Here is a 23,326-nt window from a genome sequence, read left to right as displayed (position 1 = left end):
TCAACGAGCCATGGTTCGTTGAGCGGCAAGCGCCGAAAGAAAATCGGCAAACGCCATCTGGCGAACACGCTGAAGGAGAGCAGTATGCGCGCGACCCTCGTTGTTTTATTGGCCACCGTTCTTCTGGGTGCCTGCGCCACTGGTCCCCGGAACGTAGACGCTTACGTGCAAACTCAGGCTGCACGGGCGCCAGGATCAGCGGTGCTATCCGGAGCCCACTACCGCTTCGAACGCGGCCCGCAGACGGTGGGTCAGCCCGCGCCCGAGCGGCTCGAAGCCATGGCTGCGTCTGCACTCGCTCGGGCGGGGCTTGTGCACGACGGATTGAAGCCCAGCGTCAGCGTGCAGGTGGGTGGTCAAGTGTCGGCATACTGGCTCGACGGCAGTGGCTGGCCGGGTGGCTATGTGCGACCGGGTTGGACATTCGGGCTGGGCGTTGGGCACAGTTTTCGTGGCGGCAGCGTGGGTTTCGGCTTTGGCGGCCCCCTGTGGGACCCTTCCATTCCTGCCTACGTGAGCGAAGTCAGTCTGCTGATGCGAGACCTCCAGACCGGGCAGATCGTGTACGACACCCGCGCGCGCCATGACGGCCCCTGGCATGACACCGAAAACGTCCTCGCCGCGCTCTTTGTGGCCGCACTGGAAGGCTACCCTGCGCCCATGCAGCCCACGCGCCGGGTCGACGTCCCCTTGTTGCCCATCGGGCCTGCACCAGCGCAGCCAGTTCGCTGACCCCCTGGGACCGCCAAGCTCCAGCTTGGCATTCGTTTCTTGAGCGCAAACCCTTTTTAAGCCAAGCAGTGCAATAAAAAGTGGCATCATCCAGCCATGGAGGCTACACGCATCACTGCCATTCGCCACGGCGAAACCCCCTGGAACCGCGATCTGCGCATTCAGGGCCATTTGGATATCGGGCTGAACGACATCGGCCGCGAACAGGCGCGCCGATTGGCGTGCGCACTGGCTGAGCGCGACACCATAGATGCCATCTACAGCAGCGACCTGGCCCGCGCACGCGATACCGCCCAGGCGACGGCTAACGCCCTGGGTGCCTCGCTCACCCTTACACCAACTCTGCGCGAGCGTTGCTTTGGCGAGTACCAAGGCATGACATTCGCGCAGGTAAGCGATACCTGGCCCCATGAGGCCGAGCGCTGGCGCAAGCGCGATCCTGACTGGCGACCGCCAGGAGGAGGAGAGTCCCTGGCCGATCTCCGGCAGCGGCTGGCTCAGGCGGTAGATCAGCTCGCAGCGCGCCACGTAGGCCAGCATATCGCACTGTTCACGCACGGTGGCGTGCTGGATATACTCTACCGAATCGCAGCGGGCTTGGGCATTCAAGACGCTCGTACCTGGCAACTGGGCAATGCAGCCGTCAACCGCCTGCTCTGGACCCCGGACGGCATTTCAATCGTCGGCTGGGGCGACGAGACACATCTGGAAGGCGCTTCGCTCGATGAAAGCACTGCTTAAGTCTGCTCCCAACGAGCCTCAATCGGCGTTTCTCCCCGGGCGTCTGGGCTTATGGTTGGTTCTTCTTGTCGTGTCGGCGCTCCTGTCCACCGGCACTTCGGCGGCAGGATTAGTCGAGTGGCATCGGGTCTTCAAGCCGCTGACCATGGTTTTTGCGATCGCCTTCGTGGCGGCACGCGCGCAGGCTGAGCCCTCCGGCAAGGGGTTTTATCTGAACCTGTCGATCGCCCTGTTGCTCTCCATGCTTGGCGACATTGCTCTGATGTTTCCCGGCTACTTTATTCCTGGTCTGGTGGCATTTCTGCTGGCGCACCTAGCCTATATCCGCCTGTTTAAACGAGATGTGTCCTGGTTTCCCAGTCGGCCCGCGTTGGCGGCCACGCTCGCTGTCGGCTTGGCGATGTACGCATTCCTCTGGGTCGGTGGCTTGCCGCCTGGGTTGCGTATCCCGGTGGCGGCTTATGTGCTTGTCATCGCTTTGATGGCCGCTCAGGCCTTCGGGCGTGCCAGGGCCATTGGCGACCAGGCCAGCATGTGGGTGGCGGTGGGCTCGGCCAGCTTCATGTTGAGTGACTCACTGCTGGCCACCAATCGTTTCGTGTCTCCTTTGCCGCTGTCGCAAGTGTGGGTGCTGAGCACCTATTACATTGCGCAGACCCTCATCACGGTCTTTGTGCGGCCAGCCCTCGCCTCACGGGGCTGATCTCACCGGCAGGCGCGGGTCAAACTTGCTGCGCTGTACCGAGAAAAAAACCTTCACGTTGCGTACGTTGGAGTCTTGCGTGAACAACCGTTGTGCCAGTGCCTGATACCCGGGCATGTTCGCCACGCGGATCATGAGAACGAAGTCAGGCCCCGGCGTGACGCGGTAACACTGGGTGACCGCGGCCTCGTGAATGGCACGCTGCTCAAAGGCTGCCAGGTGCTCGTCCCCCTGGCGGTCCAGAGACACTTCGGCAATCGCCGTTAAGCCGTGGCCTTGGTGTGCCGCCACGGCGTCCTCGTTCAACAGTGCCACCTGGCCGGTAATCAACCCCTCCTTCCGCAGTCGCCGCACGCGGCGCAGGCACGTAGGCGGGGAAATGTTCATTTGCTCAGCCAGCGCCTGGTTGCTCAGACTGGCGTCACGCTGGAGCTGATCAAGCAGCATCCAGTCGATCTCATCTATGAAATTATCATTCATAGAATGAGTTTAAATGAAATTTAAATTCATACAAGCTTTGAGAGTTTCAATCATTTCAATTGATGTGTCTATATTTAACGATAATTTCATATCGTCAGTCGTAGTATTGCGCATCCGTTAGAAAGGCAGGCAAGTATGTGTGGCATCGTTGGTGCGGTCTCATTGCGCAATATCGTTCCCATCCTGGTCCAGGGGCTGCAGCGCCTGGAATACCGTGGGTACGACTCCTGCGGCGTGGCGGTGCACGCGGCGTACGGCGCCTCGCCGGCACCCAGCACAAAACTGACGCGCCTGCGCGGCATCGCGCGTGTTTCCGATCTGGCTGCGCAAGCCGACGCTCAGGGTATGGCGGGCACCACCGGCATCGCTCATACCCGTTGGGCCACACATGGTGTTCCCGCAGTGGCCAACGCTCACCCGCATGTCAGCCGGGGTCCGGTGCCCAACGGCATGGGCGGCGAAGAAGCAGCATCGCGCCCGGCGCGCGTCACGCTGGTTCACAATGGCATCATTGAAAACCATGAAGCCCTGCGCGAAGAACTGCTGGCTCGTGGCTACTTCTTCACGAGCCAGACCGACACCGAAACCATCGTTCACCTGATCGACAGCCTCTACGAAGGCGATCTGTTTCATGCGGTGCAGGCGGCAGTCAAGCGGCTGCGCGGCAGCTATTCTCTGGCGGTGCTGCACCGCGACGAGCCGCAGCGCCTCGTCGGCGCCCGCGAGGGTTCGCCCCTGGTGCTAGGTCTGGGTGCTGACGGGCAGGAGAACTTCCTGGCCAGCGATGCCATGGCCTTGGCCGGCGTCACTGATCAGATCGTCTACCTCGAAGAGGGTGATGTGGTCGACGTCCAGCTCGGTAAATACTGGATCACCGACCGAACCAGCCAAAGTGTGTCGCGCCCCGTGAAGATCGTGCAGGCTATGAGTGTCGCTTCCGAGTTGGGGCCCTATCGGCACTACATGCAGAAAGAGATTTTCGAGCAGCCCCGCGCCGTGGCTGACACGCTTGAGGGCGTTCAATCCGTCGTGCCGGAGCTTTTCGAGGCCGCCAACAATCATGCCCCCGGCGAGGGCGCCTACGCCACATTCCGCGCGATCGACAAGGTGCTGATCCTGGCCTGCGGCACGAGCTACTACTCAGGCTGTGTGGCCAAGTACTGGCTGGAAAGCATTGCCAAAATCCCGTGCCAGGTCGAGATTGCCAGCGAATACCGTTACCGTGAATCCGTGCCTGATCCCAAAACGCTGGTGGTCACCATCAGCCAATCAGGCGAAACGGCAGACACCTTGGCAGCGTTGCGCCATGCGCAAGGCTTGGGCATGCAGCACACGCTTACGGTGTGCAACGTAGCCACCAGTGCCATGGTGCGTGAATGCAAGCTGGCGTACATCACGCACGCAGGCGTGGAAATTGGCGTGGCTTCCACCAAGGCCTTTACCACCCAGTTGGTAGGCCTTTTCTTGCTCACGCTTGCGCTGGCACGCAGTCGCGGTTTGCTGACCGACGAGCAGGAGGCCGCGCACCTCACGTCCATGCGGCATCTTCCGGTAGCGCTGCAAGGCGTTCTGGCGCTGGAGCCCCAAATCATCGACTGGGCCGAGCAGTTCACCACCAAGGAAAATGCATTGTTCCTGGGCCGTGGCCTGCACTACCCCGTGGCACAGGAGGGCGCACTCAAGCTCAAGGAGATTACCTACATCCACGCGGAAGCCTATGCCGCGGGTGAACTCAAGCACGGCCCATTGGCCCTGGTCACCAGCGCCATGCCGGTGGTCACCGTGGCGCCTAACGACGCGCTGCTGGAAAAGCTCAAGAGCAACATGCAAGAGGTGCGCGCCCGAGGCGGAGTGCTTTATGTGCTGGCCGATGCCGACACCCGAATCGAGTCCAGCGAAGGCGTGCATGTGATCCGCATGCCCGAGCACTACGGCCCGCTTTCACCCATTCTGCACGTGGTGCCGCTGCAGTTGTTGGCTTATCACACCGCAGTGGCGCGGGGAACGGATGTAGACAAGCCCAGGAACTTGGCGAAGTCAGTGACCGTGGAGTAGTTTGGCTAGAGGGTAATTTTTTGTGACCAAGTCGATCTGAGGTCACTCTTGGTCCTGTGCCGCGGAAAGACCGTTGTCCTGGCGAACGAGCCGCGTTCACGTGGGCGAGTGCGCGGGTCCTAGTCGGCCAGTACTGCCCACACAAAGCGGCTCCATGAGCAAGTTAGCCAGCCAACCAGGTCGAGCGCTGTAGCGGCGCGCGGGGCCGAATACGAGCCGCAGGGTCCGCAAAAGCGGTATGAAGGGCATAGTTAAGTTCGGGCAGTTCCTGCGCCGACTGCCGCGATCGGGGATTGCCTCCACTGTCAGCGGCGATCAAAAGCGCTCTGAGCCTCTTAATGCAACCACCCCGTCAGGCTTTGCCTGCCACCCCTCCACAGAGGGGAATTGTTTGGCGGGCGCTCTGTACGCCCGAAATAATTCCCCTCTGTGGAGGGGTGCCCGTAGGGCGGGGTGGTTCCGTGCGTTGGTAGCGCATATGCGCTGACCCCCTTGTACGAGGTGCTCTCTGCCTGGCTCATTATCGGCAATGGGAAAAGCCAACTGGCATGGCGCAATGCCGAATTGGCCATGGCAGTGAGCGGCAAGATCCGTCACTATGAGCTGGCCACCATCATGCGGGGCCATTTCAACGTCACCGCAGCCAGGTGCGGCTGGGGCGCGAGCGCCGAGGACATCCTGGCCGAACTGCTCGCCCGGTTAGAGCCAGCCATAGCCGCCGTCACCTTGCAGATACCCGCTGACTTCCCGCAAGATGTGGCCGAGGCCATTTTCGAAGGTGTTCGCAGACAGGCTCAATGACTTCAGGGTCAGCCCACCAACTGACGGAGTGGAGTTCGCTGCTTCATGGAGTTGAGCGGCCAAAGACAGCTGCTGCCACAACTTACAACGACGCGCTCTCTGGGCGAAATCTTTCTGTGCTTTTGATCGCCTTGTCTTTGCGAGCGCAAGCAACAGAGTGCATGACAGGCGTTCTGAAAGATTCTCAACAGCTGCGGTTCAAAGGGACTTTCTTGAAAGCTCGAGATTGCCAGCGAACGCCGTCGCCCTGAATCGGCGCCCCAATGCTAGTGTCTTGAGTTGTAAGTTCGTTGAAGAAACAAATCTGCCGAAATCGGTGTCAGGCAAGGAACAAAACGCAGCGATACCGAGTGGTATCGCGAGGCTTTGTGACGCAGCATGGCGGCGATTGTCGGTGGATTTGTTCAACGAATTTGCAATTCAGGGCACTAGAACCCTACAGGGACTTCCCACGTTGTTCTGATCCAGGTTGAACACCCGCCGCCAGTTGTCACGCACATGAGCCGCTGCGTGCTGTCAACCGAGAGCGCGACAACTGCAAGAAACTCCCTATAGATCTTTGAAAGGGCGGTACCGAGCGACTCGGCGTGGTTGAGGATAAGGGTAATCAATGAAATATCAACGTTTAAGAGCAAAAAATTGCTGATATATCACTGAAAACCCTTAGAATTCCTCTCATGGCTCGCCTCTCCTCACCCCAGAGCAACTCAAGAGTCCGCTCGTTCCCGGTCATTGTGAGCGGCGCATTGGAGCGCCTGGGTGGACGGGTCACTATGGCAAGGAAACTGCGCGGCCTGACGCAGGAGGAGCTCGCACATCTTGCCGACGTCTCAACTTCGACCGTCCGATCCCTGGAAGATGGCGCCGGAGGGGTCGCCGTTGGCAATCTTTTCAAGGTGCTTCAAGCATTGGGCCTCCTTGGTCAAGTCGAGAAGCTGCTGGATCCACGCGATGATCCTGAGACGCTCGCATACGCGGAGCGGAATCTAAAATAGTCATGACTGTTGTCACTCCAATTTGGGTTTGGCTGCCTGGGCGAGACGAGCCTGTCAGAGCGGGCGATCTCGTGATCGGCAACGGCGCTCGCTTCATCTATCACCCCGACTACACGAAGAAACCGGGAGCGCTCGCACTTGACCCTGTCGAGCTGCGAATCTCTCGGTCCTCCAGAGGCATGGCGATATTGGCCTCGGACGGCCTTCCCGGAGTTGTTCGGGATGCAAAGCCCGCTGGATACGGGGAGGATCGCCTCAAAGCGATTCACGGGGATAACTTGGACGCACTGCAACTGCTGGAGCTCGGAGTTCCCGATGGCGTTGGCGCGATCGAGGCCTGCAGTGACATCGAGAGGAAGCTGCGATGGCGCCCGAAGGGGCTCATGGTCCTGAAGCAGTTCGCCGAAGAGCTTGGGGAATACGAACCCTCTAGCCGCGCAGTGCGTCGCTTGAATGATGACCTGGACACGAGCGCAGGGGGTGAGCGACCTAAGGCTACCTTGGTCGATGAGGGGTGTCTGTGGCTAGTGAAAATGCAAGCCCGAGGAGACAGGCGGGCAATGCCTGCGCGGGAGTACGTGACGATGAGTCTGGCCAAGCAGGTCGGCCTATATGTGGCGCCCGTGAAACTGCATACCTTTGGTGCTCACCAGGTATTGATGGTCCAGCGCTTCGACAGGGGTGGCGACCCATTCAAGCCGACGCGAAAGCTCTATGCAAGTGCACACACAGTCTTACGACTGCGCATCAGTGCAGTAAGAGGTGATCCGGAGCGCTCGTACCTGGCGTTGGCGGACCAACTTAGAATCTGGACGAAAGACCGCAAGGGTGATCATCGTACGCGCCTGGGTGGGCAACTGGCTGAACTGTGGAAGCGGATGGCATTCAACGCATTGGTGGGGAACACCGACGATCACCCGCTTAACACAGGGTTGCTCTTGGATCGAGTGGCGGAAAACGACGAGCGCATGGCCTGGGGTCTTTCCCCTGCCTTCGACATCACGCCCAACATGACGGGCATGCCGGAAAAGATCGAAGAAGGCCCCAATCTGTCACTCGCGACTGGTACTGATGGGCGCTCAGGTACAAGCGTCTCGCGGATCGCCGATGCTGCCGAGCGGATGGGGCTTGACCGTGCGGGAGCGATCAAATGGATGAGGGAAGCCGCTACGTTAGTTGCCCAACAGTGGGAGCCCCTGTTACGAACTGCTGCTGCTCCCAGCATCGAAGATGCGTCTCGAATGGACCGCCTAGTGGATGATGTGCGACCATCCTTCGCGTATGCGGAATGGCTAGCGCAGGTTAACCTGGATCCGGCAGTTGACCGCTTGCAATCTCCAAGAAAGCCGAGTGGACACTCAATTTCGATGCTCCGATAACGCTCACCTTTTTGGGCGGCCGGCTGCGGCTGAGAGCGCTACGCACCCGATCAGGCCGCCCTCGGGCACGCTGGCGGCGTTGCTCGTTCTTGCAGGCCAGGGGCCTGCCGCGTCCTCACGTCTTGCCAGCGCACCCGATGACGACCTGCTCGGGCGCGTCCAACTGCCGCTTCTAGGTTGAAGCAACATCAGCTGCAGATCAGTGGCGTTTGCACGAAAGTTAAGCTCGCTACTTGCCGCGCACATGCGCTGACCGGGGTCGGCGCAGGGTGTCTGCATCGAGAATCAGGCGGCCCTGAATGCGCCCCTTCATACGCTTGACGCTGCTGGCCGCCTCGCGCATGTGGATGGTCATGAGTTCACGCACCTTCTCGGCATCTCTCGCGCGCGCCGCCAGCGCGATTTCGCGGTGAATTTTTGCGTTGGCTTCGCCGAAGCGCCGGTGTTCGGTCTTGGGTGTGCGGTTGCCGAAGACGATGAGCTGGCGAATCATTTCATTGATCAGCTCACAGGTAAACCGCAAGAACGGGTTGGGGTTGGCAGCCGCCAGGATGTCGTGAAAATTCACGTCCTCGCGCCGCTGGCTTACCAGGTCTTCATTGCTGCTTGTCGGATCGCAGCAGCTGATGCTGTGCTCCAGTGCCGCGAAGTCGGCTTCGGTCAGGTGGGGCACGGCGCCGGCGGCAAGCTCGGGCTCCAATAATTGGCGCACGGTGTAGATGTTGTCAATCGTGACTTCCTGAAAGAACAGGTAGTTCTGCATGAACTGCAGCGCTCAGAAGCCTGGCCACGACAGACCCCAGCCAAGACAGCCGCTGTGAGCGTGTCGGTTGCAGGCGCAAAAAACCTCCTCGAGGAAGGTGATGCCCTTCTTGACGATCATGCACAGCAGCCACTTGAGGTTGTAGCCAGCCGCACATAGCACTGCATGCAGGCGGTCACTGATCTCACACTTGCTGATGCACGCCACTTCAGCCGCTTGCCAGGCATAGAGCTTGGGCTGACCGTCAACGGCCTTGCGTTGACCGCTTTGGGCGGCGATGCTCAAAATACGACTGCCCTGAGAAGAATTGCCAGGTAGGCGTTTCGCCCCAGCGCTCGACCACGCCCTCATCGGACTCGTTGAAAGCATGCTTAAGGTACACCAGCGCGATCATGATGCGCAGCGGCACGCGGGGGCGTCCGGCGGTGCTGCGAGGTGCCACGCGAGTGGCTTGTTCGCCAAACAAATCCAGATCGGGCATGGACACTCCCGCGTGAGCCTTGAGCACGAGGCGGTGTGTCACCCGTGCTTCGATCTCCTGCCATGGCATGCGCGAAGCCAGCACCGCCAGCGGATGGCGCACCTCAATCATCTGGTCGATGCGTTAGCGGAAGAAATCGTCCGTGGCGGGGGAGGCAAACATCGAAAAACTCCCGGAAATCAACTCGGGGCTTTTTTGTTTCTGTATGCCGCGTCGGGCAGGCGCAAAAGCAGCACGCCCGGCGGCGCGCTGGCGGTCACAGGTCCAGCACCAACGTGGCGCTGCGTGCGCGTGAGCAACACGGCATAAAGCAGTCGTTACGGGCCTGCTCGCCGGGGCTGAGAAACATGTCTCGGTGCTCCGGTTCGCCTTCGAGTACGCGGGTGAGGCATGTGCCGCATACACCTTGCTCGCACGAGGTTTCGATCATGACGCCGGCCTCGGCCAGCGCCTGGGTGACCGACTGCGTGGCGGGGACGCGTACCACGCGGCACGAGCGGGCCAGGTGTACATCGAAGGCGCCGTCGTCGGCTTGCTTAACAGGAGCGGCGGAGAAGAATTCAAAGTGCACGTTTTCCGGTGCCCATCCCTGCAGTTCGGCCGTCTTTTGCACGGCATCCATGAATCCCTTGGGGCCGCAGAAGTACAGGTGCCGATCGGGTGAGGGCTCAGCCAGCACGGCGGCCAGATCGATGGCCTGAGCGTCGTCGTGGTGGAAGCGCACCTGATTCGCGAACGCAGAGGCCTGGATCTCAGCGAGGAACGCGGTGCGCTCGCGCGAGCGTGTGCAGTAGTGCATCTCGAAGTCCGCCTGTATGGCCGAGAGTTGTCGTGCCATGGAGAGGATTGGCGTGATGCCGATGCCGCCCGACAGCAAAAGGCTGTGCCGAATGTTGGCGGCCAGCGGGAACAGGTTGCGCGGCATGCTAATGCGGAGCAGATCGCCCTGTTGCACCATTTCGTGCACGGCGCGCGAACCGCCGCGCGAAGCGGCGTCTAGCAAGACCGCGATCCGGTAGCAGTGCCGCTCAGACGGATCGTTGTGTATTGAATACTGCCGCACCAGGCCATTGGGCAGATGTACATCCACATGCGAGCCGGCAGTGAAGGCTGGCAGAGGTTGGCCATCGCAGGCGACCAGTTCGAGGCCGCAGATGTCTACCGCTTCCACGGTCTTGCGTGCGACCCGAACTTCCAAAAGATTAGTGGTCATGGCAAATGTTTCCTCAAATGCGGTAATTGTCTTAAGTGGATGGGTAGAACAGTTTGCCCACTTCCGTGGGCCGTGCCGACAACCTCTGGACATGTTGGTGGCGCACGAAAGTCTCACGGGTATGGCGAGCATGGGCCACGCCATACGACCAGTAGTCCTCTCCCAACACCGACTTGGCGGTCGCTGTGGGATTGCCGAAAAGCCAACCAATGTTCGGGTTGCGTCGCGCTGTCGAATGCAGAGGCCTCGGCCCCTTGAAACTATTGAGCTGACCGCGGTTCAGCATCTCCGAGATCGTCTCGCCCTTGGGCGCGCTCGTAGTCACCCATTGCGACCGAAAGGCAGAGCTAGTTCACGCCCACGCGACGTCTTTGGCGAAAATATCAACGTGCCCCGGAGGTGTCCCTCGATTTAACCAGAGGTACCCAGCGGTCGAGTTCTGCCCGTAGATAGCGATTGAAGGCCGGCGCGTCCATGTCCGGGATCTCGATACCTTCCTCCTTCATGAGCTTCTGAGCGGCCGGTGACTTGAGGCCGCGCCGCACTTCCTCGTTGATCTTGCTGACCAGCGCGGGCGGCATGCCGGCCGGGCCAGACAGGGAGAACCAGGTGCTGGCTGTGAGTTCCGGGAACCCCAGTTCCGCGAACGTCGGCACGGTCGGGATGTCTGGCTGCCGCGTCGGCGCCGTGATGGCGAGCGCCCTGAGCTTGCCAGCCTTGATGTGCGCGGCTGCCGTACGGTAGGTGACAACCGCTGCTTGAATTTGTCCGCCGAGCAAATCGGCCACAGCTGGGTTGGCACCCTTGTAGCCAACAGGGGTGTGCCGGTAGTTGGCGCGGCGTGCGAAGAGCTCACCAATCAGGTCGCCGTGCGTGCCAATGCCCGGTGAGCCCCAGCTCAAACCAGCGGGCTGGTTCTGCGCGTAGGAGATGAATTCCGCCAGTGTCTTGGGGGATAAAGAAGGATTCACAACCAGAACAGTCGGCGGCCCACCGAGTAGGGCAATGTGGGTGAAGTCTGCAATGGGATCAAAAGACTTTACTTCCACCGGCGCGATCACGTGCGAGCCGATGCCCGAAACCACCAGCGTGTGCCCGTCTGGAGGGGTCTTGGCAACCTGGCCCGACCCGATCGTGCCGGCGCCTCCGGCACGGTTTTCAATCACGAACGGTTGCTTGTAGACGGCCTGCAAGTGGGTCCCAACGACGCGTCCAAGGGTGTCGGCCGTCCCGCCTGCGGCATAGGGCACAACCACTCGCACCGCCTTCGTAGGCCATGTTGCCGACTCGCGCTCCTGTGCCTGACCAGGCATAGCGATCCATGCCGATGCGCACAGCAACATCGACGTCAATAGTCTTCGATTCACTTCACGTCTCCTTCAGGGTAGAGCTTGATTTCATTAGCGAAGTAATTTAACATTGTTCCACCTGAAGGCAAACTGTTCCTTCAGGTGGAACAAGAGACATCACCATGCTGAAACGAGAACAGAACGAACTTGTCACCCACACCGATGCTGGGACGCCTATGGGCGAACTGTTCCGGCGCTATTGGCTGCCGGCCCTGCTGTCTGAAGAGTTGCCTACTCCGGACTGTCCGCCGGTGCGCTTGAAGTTGCTGGGCGAGCGCCTCGTGGCGATCCGGGACACATCTGGGCGTCTGGGCGTGATGGATGAGTTCTGTGCTCATCGGGGCGTTTCGCTGTGGTTTGGACGCAATGAAGAGAACGGGCTACGCTGCCCTTATCACGGCTGGAAGTTCGATGTGAATGGACGCTGCACGGATATACCGTCGGAACCGGAAGGCAGCAGCCACTGCGACCGCATCAAGCTCAAGTCTTATCCCATGATCGAACGTGGCGGAGTTATCTGGATCTACATGGGGCCGCCGGAGCTGCAGCCATTGCCGCCAGAGTGGGAGTTCGCGACCGTCCCGCCCGAACAGAGCTTCATGTCCAAACGGGTACAAGAATGCAACTGGCTGCAAGCGCTGGAAGGTGGAATCGATTCGAGCCATGTGTCCTTCCTGCACAGCGGCGGCTTGAAGAGTGACCCGCTGTTCAAGGGTGCCAAGGGCAATGAATACAACCTGGGGGATCTGCGACCGCAGTTCGAGGTCGCCGAAATCGACGCCGGCTTGCTAATTGGCGCACGGCGCAAAGCTGAGCCTGGTTTTCTGTACTGGCGCATAACGCCTTGGGTCCTTCCCTGCTTTACCATGGTTCCTCCGCGCGGCGATCACCCCGTGCACGGCCATTTCTGGGTGCCCATCGACGACGAGAATTGCTGGGCCTGGAGCTTTGATTACCACCCGACTCGTGCGCTGACTGAGGAGGAGGTGGCGGCCATGCGTGACGGCCACGGCATCCATTGCAAGTACGTGCCTGGGACCTACATTCCTCTGGCCAATAAATCCAATGACTACCTGATGGACCGAGAGCGTCAACGCACCGGCGAACTTTACAGTGGCGTCGAGGGCATCGCGGTTCAGGACTCGTCGCTACAGGAAAGCATGGGACCCATCGCGGACCGCACCCGCGAGAACCTGACGGGCACAGACCGAGGCATCGTGCAGGCCCGTCGCCGGCTCATCGCCGCAGCGACCGCGCTGGCGCAGTCGGGATCTCCGCCCCCTGGAACGGACCCGGCTCATCAGCGTGTGCGGTCTGCCGCCGTCGTACTGCCTGAAGCCGAAGTCTTTCACGAGGCGGCCAGAGATGCACTGCGCGCAGAAGCGGGCAAGCCGCATGCCTCGGTATGACGCAAGCCTCAACTGTGAAAGCGGCCGTCGCGGTGGAACCGGGCCGCACCGAGATCCAGCACTTGGACCTTCCGCCGCCGGATCCCGCTACCGGCTTGCTCAAGGTTGCGGTCACGGGTGTCTGCGGCAGTGACTGGGGTTACTACCAGAATCTGCCAAAATCTCGCGGCCCCCTCGTGCTGGGCCACGAGACGGTAGGCCACGTCATGCGCATCGGATCGCTGGCCGCGCAGCAGTGGCGAATTCGCGAAGGCGACCTTGTAGCTCTCGAGGAATATCTGCCCTGCGGACACTGCGACTTCTGCCGATCTGGAGAATTCCGGCTGTGCAATGCCACCGACTGGCGCCTGGGCGGGACGCGCTATGGCGCCACGCCGCTCAGCAAGGCGCCGGGGCTGTGGGGCGGTTTCGCGCAGTACCAGCATCTCAACTTGAACACGGTGTTCCACCGGGTGCCGGACGGCGTGTCGCCTCGCCATGCGGCCCTCGCGCTGCCGCTGTCCAACGGGATTGAGTGGACCTACCTGCAGGGCGGTGCCGGGCCTGGAAAGACGGTCGTGATCCAGGGGCCTGGCCAGCAGGGCCTAGCCTGCGTGGTGGCTGCGCGCGAGGCCGGCGCTGAGCGAGTGATTGTGACGGGGTTGTCGAACGCCACCGACAGGCAGCGCCTGGCGTTGGCTCGCGAACTCGGCGCCGACGCCACTATCGACATCGAAGAGAATGACCTGCTTGAAACTGTGGCTGACCTCACAGGCGGCCACATGGCTGATCTCGTGATAGATTGTGCGTCGGGTGGCACCGCATCGGTGACGAGTGCCATGCAGTTGGCCCGCAAGCGTGGAACCGTGATCTTGGCGGGTCAAAAGCGTCAGGCAGTTCCCCAGTTTGATAGTGACCTTATCATTGCCAACTTCCTAACTGTCAAGGGAATGCGGGGCCACTCCTACGCCTCGGTTGAGCTGGCCCTACAGCTCATCGCGGGCAACCGCCATCGCGTTACTGCCATGAGCACGCACGTGTTCAGCCTTGAGGAGACCGATCTCGCCCTGCGGTCTCTTGCTGGTCTTGGCGTGGACGGGGCGATCCACATGACGATTGATCCGCAAAGTTGACTACTAAAGAACCTTCGGAATCCGGCACTCATCTTTCTTCTGTGGGTTCGGCCCTGCGTCTGCTGAAGACCTTGTCCGCAGAGGAGCCCGAGATGGGGATCACGGCGCTTTCCGCCCGCCTCGGGCTCGCCAAAAGTACCGTACACCGGCTCGTGTCGACGCTTGTTTCCGAAGGGTTTCTAGAACGCAATCCTGTGGACGGCCGCTACAGGCTCGGCCTGCTGCTTTTCTCGATGGGTACGCTCGTACGCCGCCGCATGAATGTCGCGGAAGAATCTGTGCCATTGTTGCATAGCCTGTGCGAGCGGAGCGGCGAAACGATTCACCTCGCGGTGCTGCATGACAGCGAAATCTTGTACCTCCGAAACATTGAAAGTCAGCACGCGATTCGACCCCGTTCGTACCTCGGCGTGCGTAAGCCGGCGTTCTGTACCAGCGAAGGCCGCGCGCTGCTGGCCTTCAGTCCACCGCTGGTGTTGGCCCAGGTGTTGCGGGCGCCGCTGGTTCCGCGTACACCGCACACCATCACAGACAAGGCTGCGTTACAACAGTTGCTTGAGAAGGTCCGCCATTGTGGATACGCCGTGGACGACGAAGAAAGCGAAGTGGACATGCGCGGTGTTGCCGCCCCCATTTTCGACGCCACCGGATCAGTGGTTGCCGCCGTCGGTTTGGCGGGGCCGACGCAACGGTTGCCCAAGGCGAAAATGCATCGGCTGGCTGCGATGGTTGTCGACTCTGCCCAAGCGATCTCAAAGCGACTTGGATATTCTCCGAGGGACGGCATTTGAAAGCCGAACCGATCCCGGTCTGGCTCGTGACGGGATACCTCGGCAGCGGCAAGACGACTTTGCTGGCGCGATGGCTGCGCCACGAGGCGCTAGCGGATGCCGCTTTGATCATCAACGAGATCGGAGAGGTTGGCTTCGACGACCGCATCCTGGCTCGGAGTATGGACAGCGCATCCATGCTGCTCGCGGACCAGTGCATCTGCTGCAGCGGGTTGCCTGGCCTGCAGGATGCACTCACCGAGCTCTGGTGGGCACGGCTTCGCCGTGAGCGTCCCCGTTTCAATGCCGTGATAATCGAGACCACGGGCATCGCCGACCCCCGACCGATGGCCCGGCTGTTCGATCTCGTACCGCTGCTGCGAGAGCGCTATGTCCTGCGTGGCATCGTGACAGTTGTCAGCTCTGTAGCGGGCCTGCAGCTGCTAGCGAATAATGAGGAGACGAAGGGGCAGGTCGAAGCGGCCGACGTGCTTGTCGTCACCAAGACCGACTTGAAGTCCGCGCAGGCTGATGCACTGGCCGATATCCTCCACGCGGGCAACGGGCGAGCGCCCGTGCTGCGCTCCGCGAAGGCCTCAGTGGACTGGCAGGATATCATTACCGCGGCTGCGCGTGTCCGGCAGCCAGTGGTCCGTGGTGACGTCGGCGCCATCGCACCAGCCTCGGGTCTATTCCATCGCAAGATGGCCCCTTCAAAGGGTGCCGCAGCGTCCCACGGTGCACGCAGCACGTTCCATCCACACGTGGACCCGGTCACGCTTGATGAATGGCCTCGATGGCTTGGTCCGTTGTTGGCGCCGGAACTTCTGAGGCTGAAAGGCGTTGTCCGCCTCAACGATCAGACACTGGCTGGTGTGCAATGGTCGCTTGGCGACGCTCTACCGGAGTTCACGCCCTACGCTGGCCCTACGCCCGTGCTCGGCATTACGACGATCTACTCCACTGCAGCTGCGAAGTCTCAAAACGCTGTTTAGAAAAGCGCTGGCTGGTGCGTGAGGGGCCACCTGGATGATCTACCCTGATGGCACTATTTGTAACCAATTATGCGTGAATTGGTCGATTGAGCCTGAATTGATGGAAGGACGGCCTTCGGCGGTTCACCCTAGATGTGGACGTACTGCCGCCAGCCGAGACCAGTCGTATCAGAACATGGTCTCGACGGCATATGGGTTGAAGAACATGGTTTCGATCACGCTTGGACAGTTCTTTTTCACGATGCTTTTTTGACGAGGAGTTCATCACCCTGAAAGAAGATCTGCAGGATGAGTTGTTGGCGCACGCAAGAACGCTGGCCGAGTTTGGTCCGAATCTCGGTCGCCCGACGGTGGATACGCTGAAGGGCTCGCGGCGTACCAACATGCAGGAGCTGCGTTTTTCATTGAATTGCCAAGTCTGGCGGGTTGCGTTTGCCTTTGACGCCCAACGTAAGGCCATCCTGCTGGTGGGGGGTGACAAAGGTGGCGCAGACTAGCGTAGGTTCTGCAAACGCTTGCTCAACAAAGCAGACGATCGTTACGACGAGCAGCTCGACACACTGACCCAGCCGAGCCAGCAGCTGCTGGCGCATGAGCCGCCCCGCGTGGGCTGGTAGCAAAGTGACTCTGTGGCTCGTCTGCTTTGTTTCCGGGCTTGGCCCTTGCCGTCTCTGCCCTCAAGCGCTGAATCGTGTTGGTTTGCCGCTACAAGCTTAGGCACTGCCTGGGCGGCATAGCTGCAGTGGCTTTTCAGTCTCATCAGATGCACTTGTGCCACTGATGGGGGAATTATCAGCAATTCATTGCCGTACTTCAGTGCGTGTTGCGGTAACACAATCGAACTACCTCCAACTTGGAGGGTGCGCATTCCACTTCTTTCTTGACAGCTCTACAAGTTGTAATGAAAATGTATCAAAACGCATAAAATGTGCTGTTGCGTTGACATTTTTTTCTATATCTTGAAGAGTCTTATGCTGAAAAGAGTTGTATTACTTGTGGCTTTGATATCGAGTGGCGCGGCAATGGCGGCTGACGCGGACTTCACGCTAGTCAATCGTACCGGCTATGCCTTGAATGAGGTTTATATATCTCCTACCAAGAAAAATAACTGGGGCAAGGACAGGCTGGGAAGCACGCAGCTTATCAACGGCCAGTCTCGAAAGTTCAAGTTTGGTGACACGAAGAACTGCGTGCAAGACATCAAGGTGGTCTTCACTGATGACGAGTCTGAGGTGGAGTGGGACGGGTTCAACCTCTGTGAACTCAACAAGATCGTGCTACGTTACAACCGTAAGACACAAGAAGTGTCGGCTGAATCCGAATAATCAGGCTCAGGCAATGCAGGGGAATACGAAAGTTGTTTTTTATGACTGTGTAATGACCCCGGCAACGATCAGGCGGCTGTAGACGCAAGCTCTACACAGGCGCACTCAGAAAGGACCGGCTGCTTTTTGCAGCCGGTCCTTTCTTGTAGATACCGATAACCAACTTGGTAAGCCGAAGTTCGTTGGTTATTAATATGGTGCCAGTGCCAGTCAGTTTGAACTGCATGCGTCTGAAGCATTAGCTTCTAGCCGCTATTGTGATCAGGGGGCTTGCACGAACGGTGAGCACCCTACTCAGGGCGTACATGAGCTGACCGTGGGCGGCGCAGGGTGTCGGCATCGAGAATCAGGCGGCCCTGGATGCGCCCCTTCATGCGCTTGACGCTGCTGGCTGCGTCGCGCATGTGAATGGTCATGAGTTCACGCACCTTCTCGGCATCTCTCGCGCGCGCCGCCAGCACGATCTCGCGGTGAATATTTGCGTTGGCCTCGCCGAATCGCCGGTGTTCGGTCTTGGGTGTGCGGTTGCCGAAGACGATGAGCTGGCGAATCATTTCATTGATCAGCTCACAGGTAAACCGCAAGAACGGGTTGGGGTTGGCAGCCGCCAGGATGTCGTGAAAATTCACGTCCTCACGCCGCTGGCTTACCAAATCTTCATTGCTACTAGTCGGATCGCAGCAGCTGATGCTGTGCTCCAGTGCCGCGAAGTCAGCCTCGGTCAGGTGGGGAACGGCGCCGGCGGCAAGCTCGGGCTCCAATAATTGGCGCACGGTGTAGATGTTGTCAATCGTGACTTCCTGAAAGAACAGGTAGTTCTGCATGAACTGCAGGGTGCGGTCTAGCGGCACCTCGGCGATGGTGCCGCCGCCCGATGGGCCCGTGGAGATGGTCACCAGGCCCTGGACCTCCAGCGATTTCAGTGCCTCACGAATGGTGCCCTTGCTGACCTCGAATTGCGCCTGCAACTCTGTCTCGCGCGGCAGCCTGTCGCCGGGACTGAGGTTCTTTTCCGTGATCAGTCGCTTGATCTCCTGGGCCACCAGATCGGGGCGCTTGAGTTGCTTGATTGGGCGTTGCCCCGTCGTTTTGGTTGCCATGTCGGGTGGTGCTTTGGTCTGTCCGTTGTGTTGGGGTGCGGATCTGACACTCGTATGGTGCAGTGTATGCACCGACAGTGTGCAATGAAATGGGGGCTAGGGTTTCCACCGGTCAGATTTTTCCTATTTATCACTATAAATACGAAAAACAAACAGGGCACAGGATCTTGGGCATCAGGCGCCTCATGTGACACCTGACCAAGCACGTATTGGCACGCATTGTGCGTTTACGAAAGCATCTCGCCACCGGCCGTCGGGCCTTTATCCACCCACAGGAGACATTCATGCATCGTCGTCAACTTCTGCAGATCTCGGCTCTGGGCGCTTTGCCCGCATCTTTGGGGCTGGCTCGCAGCGCATGGGCCCAAGCGTCGGACGCCATTCAGTTCGGCTGCCCGGTGCCCATGTCCGGGCCTTTCGCAGCCAACGGAAAATTTGCCGACCTTGGCATGAAGCTGGCGATTGAGCAATACGGCAGCGCGCTCAAGCGGCCCCTGGCCTACACGGTTCTTGATACGGAAGGCAAGCCTGCCACTGCGGTCCGCAAGGTGCAAGAAGCGGTGCAGCAAAAAGGGGCGCGCTTCTTTGCCGGGGGCATCCTGTCGTCCGAGTCCCTGGCCATGGGTAAGGAGGCTGAGAAGGCCGGAGGCATCTTCATCACGACCGCGGGCGCAGACGAGATCACGGGAAAAGATTGCAACCCCGCGACCTTCCGCTGGTCGGTGCCTACATTCGGTGCGATTGAACAGACTGTGCGGCCGCTGATCGATGCCCTCCCGAAAGCCAAGCGGTGGTACACCATCACGCCGCAATACGTGTTCGGCGATGGCTTGTTGTCAGCGGCCAAGAACATCTTCAAGGAAAAGGGTCTGGAGCATGTGGGCAATAGCTACCATTCGCTCAACGAGAAGGAATTCAGCGGCTACCTGACCAACGCCATCGCGGCCAAGCCCGATGTGCTGCTGCTGCTCAACTTCGGCTCCCAGTCGTCCGATACCCTGCGCCAGGCCATCAGCTTCGGCATGAACAAGAACATGACCATCCTGATCGCCTGGGCCTCGGGTCTGGAGCAGTTCGAGTCGCTTGGTGCCGACTTGTGCGAGGGGGTGTACTTCGGCGCCCAGTATTGGCACACAGCCAAAACGCCGCTTAATCTGGATCTGGTCAAGCGCACAAATGACAAGTTCAAGAGCAACCCCAACTACAGCCTGGCCGGCTCCTACATTTGCACCAAGCTGCTGATCGACGGCATCATCAAGGCCGGAACGGTCGATCCGAAGGCGGTGGTCGCAGCGCTTGAGGGTATGAAGTACCAGGGCTTGACGGGGGAAGAAGAAATCCGCAAGGGTGATCACCAAGTGATCAAGAGCTACTACCTGCTCAAGGGCAAGGCCAAGGGCAAGATGGCCAACAAGGACGATTACGTTGACGTGGTGAGTTCCGGTAAATCATTCCTGCCGCTGGATCAAACTGGTTGCAAGCTGGCCTGACCCCGTAATGCACGGGCCGCGTGGCCCGTGTATCTCATTGTCTCGGCTCTGCGGCAGCGCCTTTGCGCACTGCCGGGGCATCCTCTTGTTCCAATAATCCTATGAGCATTTATCTGCTGCAGGTCATCAACGGGGTCGGCATCGGCATGCTGTACTTCCTGCTGGCCGTGGGGCTGTCCATCGTGTTTGGGCTGCTGCGCTTCGTGAATTTTGCCCACGGCGCGTTCTACCTGCTGGGTGCGTACTTTTGCTACCAGATGATGCGCTGGGGGTTCAACTTCTGGCTGGCGCTACTCGTGGTGCCTGTGGTGGTGGGGGCCATTGGCTGGCTTACTGAGAAGCTCTTGCTGCGTCATGTGTACGCCAAGCCGCATGAGTTTCACATCCTGGTGACTGTGGGCCTGGCGCTCGTGGTGCAGGAGCTGGTCATTCTTCAATGGGGGCCGCTGGGGGACACGGTGCCAGTGCCGGACCTCCTGCAAGGCGTAGTGATGTGGGGCAGTTTTGTCTATCCCAAGTATCGGCTGTTCGTGATCGGCTTTACTGCGCTCCTGGCGATAGGCCTTTGGTACGTGCTCGAAGGCACCCGCCTTGGCAGCGCTGTTCGCGCCGGCAGCGAGTCGACAGAGATGGTGTCTCTGCTGGGCATCAATGTCTTTCGCATTTTCAGTCTCGTGTTCGCGCTGGGTGCGGCGACCGCTGCGCTTGCAGGTGTGCTGGCTGCCCCCATTCGTGGCGCCGAGCCGTTCATGGGCATAGAGGCACTGGGAGTCGCGTTTGTGATCGTGGTGGTGGGCGGTCTGGGGAGTTTTGGCGGCGCTCTGGCGGGTGGTTTGCTGATCGGCATCGTGCAGAGTGTGATGAGCACGGTGTGGCCTGAGGGAGCGCGCCTGATGATCTATATCGCCATGGCAGCCGTGCTGCTCTTGCTCCCTCATGGTCTGCTGGGCCGAAAGGTATGAACGCGATGCGCAAACATTCTCACTTGCTGCTGGCACTGGCCGTCGTGCTGATCATGCCGCTCCTCATGCAGTCGGGTTCGCTCGCCAGCGAGGTGCTGATCTTTGGCCTCGCAGCCATGGGCTGCAACTTGCTGCTTGGCTACACCGGTTTGCTGTCATTCGGTCAGGGCATTTTCTTTGGCCTGGGCAGCTACACCATCGCACTCACACTCACACGTTGGCCGCTCCCTATGCCGCTGGCGCTGGTGGCGGCTGTCGCAATGGGTGCCTTGGGTGCGGCGATTGTCGGCTGGGTCGCGATACGTCAGCGCGGTACTTACTTCGTCATGCTCACATTGGCGTTTGCCCAGATGTTCTACTTTTTGGCCTACTCGTTCCCTGACTTGACGGGGGGCGACAACGGCCTGATGGACATTCCGCGCCCCTCCATTGCGGTGGCAGGCATGACGTTGTGGCCGCTTACCTCGCCCTGGCAATACTACGGTTTCGTGGCTGTGCTGTTTCTGGTGACGTTCTGGTTCCTGCAGAGGGCTTCTGAATCGATCTTTGGCCGCACACTTCTGGCGGTGCGAGACAACGAGGAGCGCGCTGGCGCCATTGGCTACAACCTGCGTCTTCTGAAGCTGCAGGCCTTTGTGATCTCCGGGGCAGTTACCGGACTGGCGGGGGCTTTGCACGCCATGATGACTGGTATTGCGCCGCTGGCTAACGCCGAATATCACACCAGCGAAATGATCCTGGTGATGACCGTGATTGGCGGAACCGGCAATCTGCTGGCCTCTTTGTTGGGATCGGCTTTCTATCTGCTGATGGGCGACTGGTTGTCGACGTTGTGGCCGCGCTGGCTGCTGTTGCTGGGTGTGGTGCTGATGGTCGTCAGCTTGGGCATGCAGCGAGGATTGTGGGGCCTGGGTGAGACGGTGTGGTCTCTTATTCGGCGCAAAGCGTCAGCGACAGAGATCGCCAAGACCCAAGGAGACGCGGCATGAATGCGCCCATCCTGCTTGAAGCCGTCGGTGTTGAAAAGCGTTACGACAAATTTGTTGCTCTCGGGGGCGTGGACCTGAAGGTGCGGGCCAATACCGTGCATTCGGTGATCGGCCCCAATGGCGCGGGCAAGACCACCCTGTTCCACATGCTCACGGGCACCAAGACCGTGAGCGGTGGCCGCATTCTGTTCGACGGCCACGACGTGACGCAAGAGCCTGATCACCGCCGTGTGCAGCGCGGCATGGCACGTTCGTTCCAGGTTACCAGCCTGTTCCTCACGCTACCGGTGCGAGAAAACTTGCGCCTTGCGGCACAGGGCACGGCACCTGCCCATGCTCTGAACTGCTGGCATGCGCCAGTGGGGCCTCGTGCCAGGGCAGATGCCGTGGCCAGTGTGCTCGCGCGGCTCGGGCTGGAGCGCTATGCCGACACGCCGGCGGGCAATCTTTCACACGGCCAGCAGCGCCGGCTGGAGGTGGGTATGGCGTTGGCCGCTCGGCCCAAGGCAATCTTTCTAGACGAGCCGACCTCCGGTATGGGTATCGACGATCTGGATGAGATGAAGCGCTTGATAAAGAGCCTCAAGGATGAGCACACCGTGGTGCTGATTGAACACAACATGAGCATTGTGATGGACATTTCCGATACCGTGACCGTGATGCAACAAGGCCGCGTGCTGGCCGAGGGACTGCCTCAGGATATCCGCAACGACCAGCGGGTGCGCAGCGCCTATCTGGGCAACATGATCACCGGGGGCAAGGCAGCATGATCCTTCACATCGACAACCTGCATGCCCACTACGGAAAAAGCCACGTGCTGCAAGGAGTCTCGCTGCAAGTCGGCGATGGCGAACTGGTCACCCTTCTGGGTCGCAACGGAGCAGGCAAGACGACCACGCTCAAGAGCATCTGCGGCGTCGTGCCTCCCACGCAGGGCCGAATCCTGTTTTCCGGGCAGGAGGTGCAAGGATTGGCGCCGCACGACGTCGCCCAGCGCGGCGTGTGCCTCGTGCCCGAGCATCGCGGCATCTTCAAGCTGCTCACCGTGGAAGAGAACCTGCTGCTGGGTCAGCGGAAGCGCTCGCCCTGGCAACTCGAAGACGTTTACCGCATCTTTCCGCGTCTTAAAGAGAGGCGTCTCAATGGGGGCGGCCAACTTTCGGGCGGCGAGCAGCAGATGCTGGCGATCGGCCGGGCGCTCATGAACGCGCCCAAGCTGCTGATGCTCGACGAACCGGTGGAGGGCTTGGCTCCTGTGATCGTAGAGGAGATCGTGGCACAGCTCAAAACGATCAAGGCTGCGGGCGTCGCCATCTTGCTTGTCGAGCAAAACCTGGAAGTCTGCACCCAGCTGGCCGATCGGCACTACATCATCGAACAGGGTGCCATCGTGCACTCGGCGGACAACGCTGCCTTCCTCGCCGACGACGAAGTCAAGGATCGCTACCTGGGCGTGGGTCTCGTCTGATCCATTGTCAAGCA

General features: G+C 60.1%; 26 protein-coding genes and 1 pseudogene. 19 read left to right on the top strand and 8 right to left on the bottom strand.

The features are described from left to right. Positions 1–84: 84 nt before the first annotated feature. From AAAK34_RS18975 to AAAK34_RS18965, 3 genes are all read left to right on the top strand, one after another. A complete protein-coding gene (locus AAAK34_RS18975; protein ID WP_231694673.1) occupies positions 85–732 on the top strand; it encodes a hypothetical protein in 648 nt (215 codons plus the stop codon). 96 nt (positions 733–828) lie between these two features. Further along, entirely contained in the window at positions 829–1,473 is a 645-nt protein-coding gene (locus AAAK34_RS18970; protein ID WP_231694674.1) for a histidine phosphatase family protein, read from the top strand. Continuing rightward, positions 1,457–2,176 carry a lysoplasmalogenase gene (locus tag AAAK34_RS18965; RefSeq protein ID WP_231694675.1) on the top strand — a complete coding sequence of 240 codons (720 nt, stop codon included), beginning with the start codon at positions 1,457–1,459 and terminating at the stop codon, positions 2,174–2,176. Before AAAK34_RS18970 ends, AAAK34_RS18965 begins: the two co-directional genes overlap by 17 nt. On the opposite strand, the gene AAAK34_RS18960 is transcribed toward AAAK34_RS18965, so the two are convergent. Then, the gene (locus tag AAAK34_RS18960; RefSeq protein WP_231694676.1) at positions 2,165–2,656 is read right to left on the bottom strand and encodes an Lrp/AsnC family transcriptional regulator; all 492 of its coding nucleotides are present in this window, start codon (positions 2,654–2,656) and stop codon (positions 2,165–2,167) included. The two genes, AAAK34_RS18965 and AAAK34_RS18960, sit on opposite strands and share 12 nt — an antisense overlap. A 135-nt stretch (positions 2,657–2,791) precedes the next feature. Here AAAK34_RS18960 and glmS point away from each other — a divergent pair, with 135 nt between their 5' ends. From glmS to AAAK34_RS18935, 5 genes are all read left to right on the top strand, one after another. After that, complete coding sequence (gene glmS, locus AAAK34_RS18955) at positions 2,792–4,711, top strand: glutamine--fructose-6-phosphate transaminase (isomerizing) (protein ID WP_231694677.1); 1,920 nt, start codon at positions 2,792–2,794, stop codon at positions 4,709–4,711. A gap of 492 nt (positions 4,712–5,203) precedes the next feature. Beyond that, complete coding sequence (locus AAAK34_RS18950) at positions 5,204–5,512, top strand: hypothetical protein (protein WP_231694678.1); 309 nt, start codon at positions 5,204–5,206, stop codon at positions 5,510–5,512. Positions 5,513–6,189: 677 nt separating this feature from the next. Next, on the top strand, positions 6,190–6,507 hold the full coding sequence (locus AAAK34_RS18945; protein WP_231694679.1) for a helix-turn-helix domain-containing protein: 318 nt from the start codon (positions 6,190–6,192) through the stop codon (positions 6,505–6,507). 2 nt (positions 6,508–6,509) lie between these two features. Next, positions 6,510–7,886 (top strand): HipA domain-containing protein, encoded by a 1,377-nt coding sequence (locus AAAK34_RS18940; protein ID WP_231694680.1) that lies wholly within the window; start codon positions 6,510–6,512, stop codon positions 7,884–7,886. Then, positions 7,858–8,067, top strand: coding sequence for a hypothetical protein (locus tag AAAK34_RS18935; protein ID WP_431777563.1), 210 nt, complete (start codon positions 7,858–7,860; stop codon positions 8,065–8,067). Before AAAK34_RS18940 ends, AAAK34_RS18935 begins: the two co-directional genes overlap by 29 nt. 48 nt (positions 8,068–8,115) lie before the next feature. Here AAAK34_RS18935 and AAAK34_RS18930 read toward each other — a convergent pair. From AAAK34_RS18930 to AAAK34_RS18905, 6 genes and pseudogenes are all read right to left on the bottom strand, one after another. Beyond that, positions 8,116–8,658 (bottom strand): annotated as a pseudogene (locus AAAK34_RS18930) (FadR/GntR family transcriptional regulator); the annotation flags it as partial. Between the two features lie 3 nt (positions 8,659–8,661). Further along, a complete protein-coding gene (locus AAAK34_RS18925) occupies positions 8,662–8,934 on the bottom strand; it encodes a hypothetical protein (protein ID WP_231694681.1) in 273 nt (90 codons plus the stop codon). Further along, positions 8,894–9,241 carry a transposase gene (locus AAAK34_RS18920; protein WP_431777562.1) on the bottom strand — a complete coding sequence of 116 codons (348 nt, stop codon included), beginning with the start codon at positions 9,239–9,241 and terminating at the stop codon, positions 8,894–8,896. The genes AAAK34_RS18925 and AAAK34_RS18920 overlap by 41 nt, the downstream gene beginning before the upstream one ends. Positions 9,242–9,386: 145 nt before the next feature. After that, complete coding sequence (locus AAAK34_RS18915) at positions 9,387–10,343, bottom strand: PDR/VanB family oxidoreductase (RefSeq protein WP_231694682.1); 957 nt, start codon at positions 10,341–10,343, stop codon at positions 9,387–9,389. Positions 10,344–10,374: 31 nt separating this feature from the next. After that, positions 10,375–10,668: a hypothetical protein gene (locus AAAK34_RS18910; protein ID WP_431777561.1), complete on the bottom strand. Its 294-nt coding sequence runs from the start codon at positions 10,666–10,668 to the stop codon at positions 10,375–10,377. Positions 10,669–10,726: 58 nt separating this feature from the next. Further along, positions 10,727–11,710 (bottom strand): tripartite tricarboxylate transporter substrate binding protein, encoded by a 984-nt coding sequence (locus tag AAAK34_RS18905; protein ID WP_231694683.1) that lies wholly within the window; start codon positions 11,708–11,710, stop codon positions 10,727–10,729. A 104-nt stretch (positions 11,711–11,814) separates the two neighbouring features. Between AAAK34_RS18905 and AAAK34_RS18900 the strand changes: the two genes are divergently transcribed. The 6 genes from AAAK34_RS18900 to AAAK34_RS18875 all read left to right on the top strand — a co-directional run bounded on the left by AAAK34_RS18900 (position 11,815) and on the right by AAAK34_RS18875 (position 17,303). Beyond that, positions 11,815–13,101: an aromatic ring-hydroxylating dioxygenase subunit alpha gene (locus AAAK34_RS18900; RefSeq protein WP_231694684.1), complete on the top strand. Its 1,287-nt coding sequence runs from the start codon at positions 11,815–11,817 to the stop codon at positions 13,099–13,101. Continuing rightward, complete coding sequence (locus tag AAAK34_RS18895; RefSeq protein ID WP_231694685.1) at positions 13,098–14,213, top strand: zinc-dependent alcohol dehydrogenase; 1,116 nt, start codon at positions 13,098–13,100, stop codon at positions 14,211–14,213. Before AAAK34_RS18900 ends, AAAK34_RS18895 begins: the two co-directional genes overlap by 4 nt. Before the next feature lie 41 nt (positions 14,214–14,254). Further along, positions 14,255–15,004, top strand: a complete 750-nt coding sequence (locus AAAK34_RS18890) for an IclR family transcriptional regulator (RefSeq protein ID WP_431777560.1) — start codon at positions 14,255–14,257, stop codon at positions 15,002–15,004. Continuing rightward, on the top strand, positions 15,001–15,978 hold the full coding sequence (locus AAAK34_RS18885) for a CobW family GTP-binding protein (RefSeq protein ID WP_231694687.1): 978 nt from the start codon (positions 15,001–15,003) through the stop codon (positions 15,976–15,978). The genes AAAK34_RS18890 and AAAK34_RS18885 overlap by 4 nt, the downstream gene beginning before the upstream one ends. 221 nt (positions 15,979–16,199) lie before the next feature. Beyond that, positions 16,200–16,475, top strand: a complete 276-nt coding sequence (locus AAAK34_RS18880; protein ID WP_231694688.1) for a type II toxin-antitoxin system RelE/ParE family toxin — start codon at positions 16,200–16,202, stop codon at positions 16,473–16,475. A 498-nt stretch (positions 16,476–16,973) separates the two neighbouring features. After that, positions 16,974–17,303 (top strand): hypothetical protein, encoded by a 330-nt coding sequence (locus tag AAAK34_RS18875; RefSeq protein WP_431777559.1) that lies wholly within the window; start codon positions 16,974–16,976, stop codon positions 17,301–17,303. A 290-nt stretch (positions 17,304–17,593) separates the two neighbouring features. Here the strand turns inward: AAAK34_RS18875 and AAAK34_RS18870 are convergent, their stop codons facing one another. Further along, positions 17,594–18,403, bottom strand: a complete 810-nt coding sequence (locus tag AAAK34_RS18870) for an FCD domain-containing protein (protein ID WP_231694690.1) — start codon at positions 18,401–18,403, stop codon at positions 17,594–17,596. A 284-nt stretch (positions 18,404–18,687) separates the two neighbouring features. Here AAAK34_RS18870 and AAAK34_RS18865 point away from each other — a divergent pair, with 284 nt between their 5' ends. The 5 genes from AAAK34_RS18865 to AAAK34_RS18845 all read left to right on the top strand — a co-directional run bounded on the left by AAAK34_RS18865 (position 18,688) and on the right by AAAK34_RS18845 (position 23,312). Beyond that, on the top strand, positions 18,688–19,893 hold the full coding sequence (locus AAAK34_RS18865; RefSeq protein WP_231694691.1) for an ABC transporter substrate-binding protein: 1,206 nt from the start codon (positions 18,688–18,690) through the stop codon (positions 19,891–19,893). A 101-nt stretch (positions 19,894–19,994) separates the two neighbouring features. Continuing rightward, positions 19,995–20,855 (top strand): branched-chain amino acid ABC transporter permease, encoded by an 861-nt coding sequence (locus tag AAAK34_RS18860; protein ID WP_231694692.1) that lies wholly within the window; start codon positions 19,995–19,997, stop codon positions 20,853–20,855. 5 nt (positions 20,856–20,860) lie between these two features. Further along, positions 20,861–21,844, top strand: coding sequence for a branched-chain amino acid ABC transporter permease (locus AAAK34_RS18855; protein ID WP_231694693.1), 984 nt, complete (start codon positions 20,861–20,863; stop codon positions 21,842–21,844). Then, complete coding sequence (locus AAAK34_RS18850; RefSeq protein ID WP_231694694.1) at positions 21,841–22,614, top strand: ABC transporter ATP-binding protein; 774 nt, start codon at positions 21,841–21,843, stop codon at positions 22,612–22,614. Before AAAK34_RS18855 ends, AAAK34_RS18850 begins: the two co-directional genes overlap by 4 nt. Continuing rightward, positions 22,611–23,312 (top strand): branched-chain amino acid ABC transporter ATP-binding protein, encoded by a 702-nt coding sequence (locus AAAK34_RS18845; RefSeq protein ID WP_231694695.1) that lies wholly within the window; start codon positions 22,611–22,613, stop codon positions 23,310–23,312. The genes AAAK34_RS18850 and AAAK34_RS18845 overlap by 4 nt, the downstream gene beginning before the upstream one ends. The last annotated feature ends 14 nt before the right edge of the window (positions 23,313–23,326 follow it).

Origin of the sequence: Ottowia caeni, assembly GCF_050821495.1 — a bacterium.
In the GTDB taxonomy this organism is placed as follows: Bacteria; Pseudomonadota; Gammaproteobacteria; order Burkholderiales; family Burkholderiaceae_C; genus Ottowia; species Ottowia caeni.
The sequence above is the reverse complement of the archived record's forward strand: the minus strand, read 5'-3'. Positions and strand labels throughout refer to the sequence as shown.